Origin of the sequence: Streptomyces sp. MnatMP-M17 (genome assembly GCF_900091995.1) — a bacterium.
Lineage (GTDB): Bacteria > Actinomycetota > Actinomycetes > Streptomycetales > Streptomycetaceae > Streptomyces.
Genome location: NZ_FMDK01001037.1, coordinates 1 through 1,995 on the forward strand (window position 1 = coordinate 1; position 1,995 = coordinate 1,995).

The 1,995-nt window shown below is 68.6% G+C and carries 1 protein-coding gene and 1 pseudogene; both read right to left on the reverse strand.

From position 1 onward, the window contains the following. Positions 1-220 (reverse strand): annotated as a pseudogene (locus tag GA0115259_RS35545) (hypothetical protein); the annotation flags it as partial. A gap of 14 nt (positions 221-234) precedes the next feature. Then, positions 235-1,380 carry an inorganic phosphate transporter gene (locus tag GA0115259_RS35550; protein ID WP_093604504.1) on the reverse strand — a complete coding sequence of 382 codons (1,146 nt, stop codon included), beginning with the start codon at positions 1,378-1,380 and terminating at the stop codon, positions 235-237. Positions 1,381-1,995: the final 615 nt, after the last annotated feature.

Here is a 1,995-nt window from a genome sequence, read left to right on the forward strand (position 1 = left end):
TCGCCAGCGGAGAAGGCCGTCGGCGGCCTCCGGCGAGGCGCGGGCGGCCGTCGGGCTCGTCCCGCTGCGAGAGGAGGCGCACACCGAGCGCGAAGACGAAGACGACTCCCACGGTGGCGCCGATGCTGACGAGGGCCACCTCACCCAGCCCGCTCCAGTCCAGCGCCGCACGGTTCTGCGGGGCCAAATGGATCTGTGGCGCCATGCGGACGGGGGCCATGCGGTCCTCTTCCATCAGACATTCGCCTTCGCGGCCCGGGAGCGGATCGTGACGGTGTTCTCGTCGTTGACATTGCCCGAATGCACCGGATTGCGGCGGGAGACGATCACGATGAAGGCCGCCACGGCGGCGGCGGCCAGGGCGACGACGATCGTGCCGACGGTGCCGCCGTATACGACCACGGTGGCGGCGAGCGCGCCCACGGCCGCGGCGGCGGGAAGCGTGACACACCAGCCGATGGCCATGCGTCCCGCGATTCCCCAGCGCACCTCCGCCAGCCTTCTGCCGAGCCCCGCGCCCAGGATGGCGCCGGAGCAGACCTGGGTGGTGGAGAGGGCGAAGCCGAGGTGAGCGGAGGTCAGGATCACGGTCGTGGCGGAGGACTCGGCGGTGAAGCCCTGCGGGGCGCGGATGTCGGTGAGACCTCTGCCCATGGTTCTGATGATCCGCCAGCCGCCGAGATAGGTACCGAGGGCGATCGCCAGGCCGGCCGAGGCGATGACCCACAGTGGCGGTCCCGAGCCCGGCGCGAGCGCGCCCGCGGAGATCAGCGTGAGGGTGATGACGCCCATGGTCTTCTGGGCGTCGTTGGTGCCGTGCGCGATGGAGACCAGCGAGGCGGAGACGACCTGCCCGAGGCGGAATCCGCGGTTGACGGAGGTCTCCCGGCCCCGGGCGGTGATCCGGTAGACGAGATAGGTCGCCAGCAGCGCGGCGAGACCGGCGACCAGCGGCGACGCGACGGCCGGAAGGATGATCTTCTCGAGCACCACATCGAAATGCACACCATGCCGGCCCGCGCCCACCCATACGGCACCGATCAGCCCTCCGAACAGGGCGTGCGAGGAGCTGGACGGCAGACCCATCAGCCAGGTCAGCAGATTCCACAGGGTCGCACCGATCAGCCCGGCGAAGACCATGCCCGGAGTGACCAGGCTGTCGTTCACGATGCCACCGGAGATCGTTCTGGCGACCTGGGTGGAGAGGAACGCGCCCACGAGATTGAGTACGCCGCTGATGAGGACCGCAACCTTGGGACGCAACGCCCCGGTGGCGATCGAGGTCGCCATGGCGTTCGCGGTGTCGTGGAATCCGTTGGTGAAGTCGAACGCCAGGGCGGTCAGGATCACCACGCCCACAAGAAAGGTGATGTGGTCCATTCGCCTCATCCAAGCGCAGCGGCCGGTACCCCGCCGACAGGCGCTGTCGGGACATAGGGCGCTTCCTCCCAAAGGATGAGTGGTTCAGCCTCTTGGCGCCCGTGTGCGTCCATGCGCGCCTATGCGCGGCCTGTGGGGGGTGTGCGACTTCTGCGCTGTGTGGACCGTGATGCCCCGAACCGTGCCGACGGACCGTCAGGCGCGCCCGGGGAGCCGGTTCCGGGATTTTGACATTGCCTTGACAAATTAAGATCCCGTTGCCAGGCTGCAAAACCTTAGCGAGTTCTCGCAATTACGTTGACGCCGCATCGAATCCACTTCGCCAGACCGGTACGGCTGTTGCACGGGTGACGGGACATCACCCGAGCGCAGGTTCTTCCCTCAGTGACACGGCAGCGCGATGTCGCGCGCCCATGCCTTGCTCACACCCCCCGCAAGGTCAGGAAGGATGCTCCATGTCAGGACCGTCACGACTGTCAGGACAGAGGCCGAGACGCCTCTGGTCACGATGGCTCACCGCGTTGGCGCTGATCGTCGGCGGTGGCGCCGTCGCGGTGCCCGCGGCCGGCTCCCCGGCGGCCGTCGCAGCGCCCGCAGCGCCCGCCGGCATTCCGC